4 protein-coding genes are annotated in these 7,239 nt (G+C 65.4%); 3 read left to right on the plus strand and 1 reads right to left on the minus strand.

What is annotated here, in order from left to right; genetic code table 11:
• The 3 genes from QZY03_RS07705 to QZY03_RS07715 form a co-directional block, all read left to right on the plus strand.
• The coding region (locus QZY03_RS07705; RefSeq protein ID WP_295579800.1) for an oleate hydratase at nucleotides 1-1,464 on the plus strand (1,464 nt) is incomplete at its 5' end.
• 219 nt (nucleotides 1,465-1,683) lie between these two features.
• Nucleotides 1,684-2,712, plus strand: a complete 1,029-nt coding sequence (locus QZY03_RS07710) for an NADP-dependent oxidoreductase (protein ID WP_295579802.1) — start codon at nucleotides 1,684-1,686, stop codon at nucleotides 2,710-2,712.
• 106 nt (nucleotides 2,713-2,818) lie between these two features.
• Nucleotides 2,819-3,691: a shikimate dehydrogenase gene (locus QZY03_RS07715; RefSeq protein WP_295579806.1), complete on the plus strand. Its 873-nt coding sequence runs from the start codon at nucleotides 2,819-2,821 to the stop codon at nucleotides 3,689-3,691.
• Between the two features lie 280 nt (nucleotides 3,692-3,971).
• Here the strand turns inward: QZY03_RS07715 and QZY03_RS07720 are convergent, their stop codons facing one another.
• Entirely contained in the window at nucleotides 3,972-7,067 is a 3,096-nt protein-coding gene (locus tag QZY03_RS07720) for a discoidin domain-containing protein (RefSeq protein ID WP_295579808.1), read from the minus strand.
• Nucleotides 7,068-7,239 lie beyond the last annotated feature (172 nt).

Below are 7,239 nucleotides of genomic sequence, written 5' to 3' on the forward strand. Positions count from 1 at the left end.
CGGCATGCCCGGCGCGAACATCTCGATACTCGACGCGGGTCCGGCGATGCCGAGCGCGGCTACTCCATGCGCGGCGGCCGGATGCTGACCACCGATAACTACGAATGCACCTGGGCGCTGTTCAAGTCGATCCCGTCGCTCACGCAGCCCGGGCGCAGCGTCTTCGACGAGACGGCGGCGTTCAACGAGCAGCATGTCTCCAACGCGATGGCGCGGCTGGTCGACCGCCGCCGGGCCAAGGTGCCGGTGGCATCGATGGGCTTCTCGATGCACGACCGGCTGGAGTTGCTCGAGCTCGCCGATGCTGATGAAGCGTCCCTCGGCACGAGTTGCATCACCGACCACCTGTCGCCGGCCTTCTTCGCGACTGAGTTCTGGTTCATGTGGTCCACCACTTTCGCCTTCCAGCCCTGGCACAGCGCCGTGGAGTTCCGGCGCTATCTGCACCGTTTCATGATGGAGTTCTCGCGGATCGAGACGCTCGCCGGCGTCAAGCGCACGGTGCTGAACCAGTACGACTCGCTGGTTCTGCCCTTGCAGCGCTGGCTCGCGGCACAGGGGGTGCGCCTGGTCACCGACTGCATCGTGACCGACCTCGACCACAAGGACGTCGATGGCACGTTCGAGGTCATCGCGCTGCACTGCACCTTGAAGGGACAGGCGGAAACGATGCAACTGGAAGACGGCGATCTGGTCTTCGTGCAGAACGGCTCGATGACGGATGCCTCCAGCCTGGGCTCGATGAGCGCGGCGCCCGCGAAACTGAGTAAGACCCACGACGGCAGTTGGGCACTATGGGAGAAATTGGCTGAAGGCCGGCCATCGTTCGGCAACCCCGCCGCATTCAACAGTTGCATCGCGCAGTCGGATTGGGCCTCGTTCACCGTCACGCTGAAGGACGCGGCCTTCTTCGACCAGATGCAGCGCTTCAGCGGCAATGCGGCCGGCACCGGCGGCCTGGTGACGTTCAAGGACTCGAACTGGCTGATGTCGATCGTGCTGGCGCACCAACCGCACTTCGCCAACCAACCGGCCGACGTGCAGGTGTTCTGGGGTTACGGGCTGTTCCCGGATCGCATCGGTAACTTCGTGCCCAAGGCGATGGCTGACTGCACGGGAGCGGAATTGCTTGCGGAACTCTGCGGGCACCTGCGCTTCGACCCGGACACCGTTGCCACGGCCAACTGCATCCCCTGCCGCATGCCCTACATCACCAGCCAGTTCATGCCGCGCGCCCCCGGCGACCGGCCGCTGCCGGTACCCTCCGACACGAAAAACTTCGCCTTCATCAGCCAGTTCGTCGAGATCCCGCAAGACACGGTCTTCACGGTGGAGTTCTCGGTGCGGGCGGCGCAGCTGGCGGTGTACCAATTGCTGGGCATCACCAAGCCGATTCCGCCGGTGACGGCGCACGACAAGTCGCTCCATACGCAGTTCGATGCGCTGGTCAAGGCGTTGAAGTAGCCGTACATAGCCTTCGTACCTGATATCCGGACAGACACTCGTGTAGGGGCGGGTTTAAAACCCGCCCCTACGTCCGGCTATCACGTCCGATGGCTATAACTGGCTGTTTCAAGGTTGTCTGCCGCACCGACCACCGCGATGTCGTCCCCTATCGTTGCTTGAGCGCCGCGCCGACGCTGTTCACCGATCCATCAAATCTGTCGAAGTCAGGCCGCCCCCATGTCACAAAGCACCACCGTCAATCGCCGTATCGTCCTGAATGCCCGCCCGGTCGGTGCGCCGACCGCCGAAAATTTCCGCATGGAAAGCGGTCCGGTGCCGCAACCGGACCCCGGCCAGGTACTGCTGCGCACGCTGTACCTGTCGCTGGATCCCTACATGCGCGGCCGTATGAGTGACGCTCCGTCGTACGCGCCGCCCATGGCTATCGGCGACCTGATGGTCGGCGGCACGGTGTCCCGTGTCGAGGTCTCCCGGCATCGCGATTTCAAGGTCGGTGACTTGGTGCTCGGCTACACCGGCTGGCAGGACTATGCGCTGTCGGATGGCACGGGCCTGACGCCAATCGCGTCCGCCGAGCCACACCCCTCGCGCGCGCTGGGCGTGCTGGGTATGCCGGGATTCACCGCCTACATGGGCCTGCTGGACATCGGCCGCCCGGTCGCCGGTGAAACCGTCGTCGTCGCCGCTGCCAGCGGCGCGGTCGGCTCGGTGGTCGGCCAGATCGCCAAGATCAAGGGCTGCACCGTGGTGGGCATCGCGGGCGGCGCGGACAAGTGCCGCTATGTGGTCGACGAACTGGGCTTCGACTGCGGCGTCGATCACCGTGCCGAGGATCTGCCCGGACGCCTGGCCGCCGCCTGCCCGAAGGGCATCGACCTGTACTTCGAGAACGTCGGCGGCGCCGTGTTCGATGTGGTGCTGCCCTTGCTCAACGCCAAGGCGCGCATCCCGGTGTGCGGGCTGATCGCCGCGTACAACGACACCGCGCTGCCGGCGGGTCCGGACCGGCTGGGCCTGCTGGTCGGCACGCTGCTGCGCAAGCGCATCAAGATGCAGGGCTTCATCGTGTTCGACGACTACGGGCCGCGCTGGGGCGAGTTCGCGCACGCAATGGGCGCGTGGGTGCAGCAAGGCAAGGTCAAGGTCCGCGAGGACATCGTTTTCGGCCTGGAGAACGCACCTGAGGCCTTCATCGGCCTGCTGCAGGGCAAGAACTTCGGCAAGTTGGTCATTGCGCTCGCATAAACGATGATCAAGGCCGCCGCGTGATCGCCCTCCCGTCCTGATATCATTTTCCGTCACATCCGCGTGCGGCTTCACTGACCTTTCACTTGATAACGGAGACAGACTCATGTCGGAAACAGCGCTCCTCCCGCAAAAACAGCTGACCTGTATGCTCGGTCACCCGGTTGCAGAGAATCCGATCGATCGGATGTTTGATGCGGTTTTTGCCCACTATGGCCTTCACTGGCAGTTCTGGAAATGCGACGTGACTTCGGAAAAGGCGGTCGCCGCGGCTATCGCAGGGGTGAGGGCATTGCAGTTCGCCGGTGCCTGCATCACCGTCCCATACAAAGTGGCTGCTATTCCTTACCTGGATGCAGTCGATCAGGATGTTCGTGCGATCGGCGCCGCAAACTATATGACAATCGAGGATGGTCGTCTCGTCGGACACAACAACGACGGTAAGGGGGTCGTCAAAGCCATCGAAAAAGTAACGCCGATACAGGGTAAGCGGATAGCAATGCTCGGCGCCGGTGGCGCAGGGCGAGCCATGGCTGTTGAGCTTGCCTGGGCAGGCGCATCGCACATGACCATCATCACACGGCGTGAGTCCCAAGGTGTGGAAGTGGCCGAACTGGTTCAGCGAGCTTCAGGCGTATCCGCCGAATGGCGGCAATGGGTCGGCGAGGTGGCGATTCCCGAGGGTACCCAGATACTTATGAACGCCACTCATCTGGGTTGTGCGCCTGGCTTCGAGGCCGTACCGCTCAACTGGAGCAGTATTCCCAGCACGACAACAGTTGTCGATGTCATCACCAACCCCCGCATGACTCCATTCTTGCAGATGGCTCAGGCTAAAGGCTGCGCGATCGTTGATGGCGTGGAGATGCTGGTTCAACTGGCAATGCAAATCTTCGAGGCATGGACGGGTATCAAGCCCGAAGAGTCTGTTTTCCAAGGCGCGGTTGCTGCAGCCTTAGGCGAATCAAAGAGTTCGTAGGTATCGGACGGTCTTGAATTAAGAACCCCACCCTCATCCATGCCAGTGTGGTTTTGGTGTACGGTTGGCCCCAGGGTGATCGGAATCGGTCGATATCCGCGTCGGTCAAGGCGGCCGACTCCGAATCAGGTGTTCCAGCTAGGAAGTTCCTGGCAAGGATACCCATTTCCAGTCAATTGAAGCGACGGCCAGCCCGAGGTAGAGGCACGATCACAAGGTTCCAAGGGGGCAGACACTGGACCGGATTCGACTTGCCGATGCTGGCACCCTTCTCCGAGGCTCAACCCAGCGGGCACAGGACCACCCGTGCGGGCAACACGGATACCAGCACCTCCTGCTGCTCGGGCGCGTCGGCTTCCAGGCCATCGATCGACACGCGATAGCTGCCTTCGCCGAGCGGCGGGGCGAAACGGATGCCGCCGGGCGGCAAGCGCAGGTCGCCGCCCAGCAGCAGGGTCAGGCCGCCGTCGGGCGTGCGCGATAGACGCAGATCCAACGTGCCGTAGCAGGTCGGCAGGCCGGTGACCGCCACCGCGCCGGCATCCAGCCAGTGGTCCGGGATGCCGGCACCGACCACCAGTGAGTGATCGGCCTCCCGCTCATAGGCGAACAGATCCCGGAAGACCAGCGCGTATTCGGCGCCGATCCAGGAGTGGGGCAGATCGCCTTGATGGCCGGGGGTGCGGGGGTCGTGCCAGGCGATCTCAGGCCACTGGTTCCAGGCCGGCGGCCGGCGTTCGGCCAGGTGGAAGTCCAGCAGTTCGTGGGCCTCCCGCCGCCAGCCGAGCCGCACCAGGGCGCCGATGATGCGGATCTCGTAGGGGGTGTAATTGGTCCAGGGAACCGCACCGCTGTGCATGGCGCGAAAGCGCATCATGAACAGTTCGAAAGTGCGGATCATGGCCGCCGTCGGCAGGGCGTGGAACTCGTCGATCAGGGTCAGCGCGTTGGCGACCGCGGTCGGGTCCGGATCGGCCCATTCGACCGAGCCGGGCAGGTAGTCGATGCCGCGGGTGGTCATGGTCAGTTCGATCGAATCCATGAGGGTGGTGCGGAAGTCATCGGCCAGGGCGGCGAGCCGGGCGGACTCGCGCAGGTCGCCGCGCGTCTCGGCCAGGAAGGAGGCGTCCTTGAACCCGCGCAGCGCCCAGAAGTCGTCCCAGTACGCATGGACCGGTTGCGCCAGGTACCCCTCGTGGCTGACCGACTCGGGCAGGAGGCCGAAACAGGCGCGGTGTTCGGGTGCGCGGTACGCATCGGTGAGCCGGGTGGCGCGCAACTGCTCCAGATACCGGACCGCCAACTGTACCCTGGGCCAGAGTTCGTCCAACAGCACCCGGTCGCCGGTGAAGCGGACATAATCGGCGACCGCGAAGATCAACTCGCCATGGCTGTCGTGTTCCGCGAGCCAGTCCGGCCCGTTGCGGTCGACACAGCAGGGGACGTTACCGTCCGCGCGCTGGAAGGGCGCATACCAGCGTACAAAGTCCGCGGCGTCCGCGGGACACCCGAAGCGCAGCAGGGCGGCGGCCATAACGGCGCCGTCGCGGATCCAGGAGCGGGTGTAGCGGCGCGGTCCAGGCTGCAAGGCCGGACCGTCCCGATTGGTCAACACATGGGCAATGGCTGTCTTGCAGGTACGGGCCGCGGACTGGGCCGGTTTCGGCAGGTCGAATCGGACCTGTCCCAGCACCGCTGACCACTGGTTGACCGCGTGCCTGAAGGCCGCCGCCCCGTCCAGGCGCTCCGGCACCCGCCCGGTGAGCGTACCGGGTACGACCTCGCCCAGGGGTGACACCAGATACACATCCGCATGGCCGCCCGCGCTGATGGCCAGATCGAAGCGCAGCGCGCCGGAGGCCGAGCCGAAGTCGTCGGTGATCGCGAGCGCGTCCGGGAGCAGGCCGCGCGCCAGGTAGGCGGTGATGGGTCCCTGATCGAAGGGCGCGAGACCGACGCCGCTTGGCGCCTGCAGCGGCACCAGTGCCTTGCTGCCGTTGACCCACAAGGCCCCGTCACGCCAGGCCAGATCCTGCACCCGGCTGGGTCCGCCGAGCCCCTCGAACGCCTGCCAGGGCGGGGTGACCTGAAAGGGACGCAGCGCGGCGAAGAGGGTGATGGACCGTTCGCCCACGCCGTCGTTCGCGACCCGATACCGCACGCAGAGGAGCACCTTCCCAGGGTCGCCGATGGCGAAGCTGGTGGTGGTCAGGGCCAGGTCGTCGTGGCGCCAGTGCGCGGAGGGGATGGGTAGCTCATCCTGTTCCAGTGACTGGGTGATGGTGCAGTCGGCCCAGGTGATCAGGGTGCCGTCGACCAGGAGAAAGGGTTCGAGTGACAGGCTGCCGCGGTCCAGTTCCAGCAAACCATCCTCGTTGAGCAGTCCGCAAACTCCGCCGTCCGGGATATTCACCGGGGTCCAGTAGGTCTGTTCCCGGCAGAGCCAGCGTGGGTAGCGCCCGCGCGCCGAGCAGCCGGCCACCGTGTGGAACCAGTCGCTCAGGGTGCGCGAGGCGTCGTAGGGCAGGATCTCGATGGCCGCGAGCCCCGGCAGATCCTGGCCTGCCGGTGCCTCCAGGTTCAGGCGCAGGTGCCGTGACTCGCCTTGGGGCAAATAGACGAAGCTCTCGGTGCCCTCGGCACGGGTCGCCGAGTAGAGGGTTCGCCAGTCGGTCGCGTCGTCGCTGGCCAGCACCTGGAAGGCGCAGCCGCAGGCCTCCGGAGCCCAGCGCAGCACCAGTCCGCCGTATTCCCGCGGCTCGTGGAAGTCGATGGCGAGCCAGGCCGCGGTCGGCGCGGGTGCGGCTTGCCAGTGCGTCTCGGGGCGGCCGTCCAGGACCGCCGCGGGCGGATGCCCCGGCAGGTGACTGGAGGCGCAGAGGCGCGGCGGCACCTGAACGGTGCGATCCACCAGGCACAGGTCGGACAGCCACACCGTGCCCCGGCCGCCCGGACCGGCGACGATGGCGAACTCGATGGCGCCGATGGCGGTCGGCGCGCCGCCGCCGGCCGGGCCCCAGGCGTAATCGAACTCCCGGCCGCGGATCTCCAGCGTGCGCCAGTCGGCGGTGAAATCGAACTGGGGCGCGCTGTAGCGCCAGACGTTGACGTTGGCGGGGTCCGCCAGTTTCAGCTCAAAGCGGTTGGCCGGTGCCGCGGCGCGGATGTCGCAGCGCAGGGTATAGGCCGTCGGCAGGGTGAGGCCGAGGGGTCGGCGGGCGACCACGAAACCACCGCCGCCGTGGAAGTCGAAGTCCAGCCGCAACGCCGGACCGCGCGGGCCGGGTTCGGCGGTGAGGGTGAGTCGGGCCTCGCCCGAAGCGACCGCCAACCAGGGCGCAGGATCGGCGAAAACATCGAGAACCCGGACCTGCATCGTGGCGACTCCTGAAAAAAATGGTTGGGGATTAAGAGGACATCCGGCACAATAAATGCTCAAGGCCGGAAATTTTTCATAGACTATAAGGTATCAGGGGGAGGTCATTCCTGCAGCGGAGGGCGTGATGATGTACCGTGAAATTCCAGATGAATTTTGGAACGCCGTGGAA

This window comes from uncultured Lamprocystis sp. (assembly GCF_903933125.1).
GTDB lineage: Bacteria > Pseudomonadota > Gammaproteobacteria > Chromatiales > Chromatiaceae > Thiodictyon.

Coding starts and splice junctions, on each gene's coding strand:
- QZY03_RS07710 (WP_295579802.1), top strand. CDS start 1,684: ATGTCACAAAGCACCACCGTCAATCGCCGTATCGTCCTGAATGCCCGC.
- QZY03_RS07715 (WP_295579806.1), top strand. CDS start 2,819: ATGTCGGAAACAGCGCTCCTCCCGCAAAAACAGCTGACCTGTATGCTC.
- QZY03_RS07720 (WP_295579808.1), bottom strand. CDS start 7,067: ATGCAGGTCCGGGTTCTCGATGTTTTCGCCGATCCTGCGCCCTGGTTG.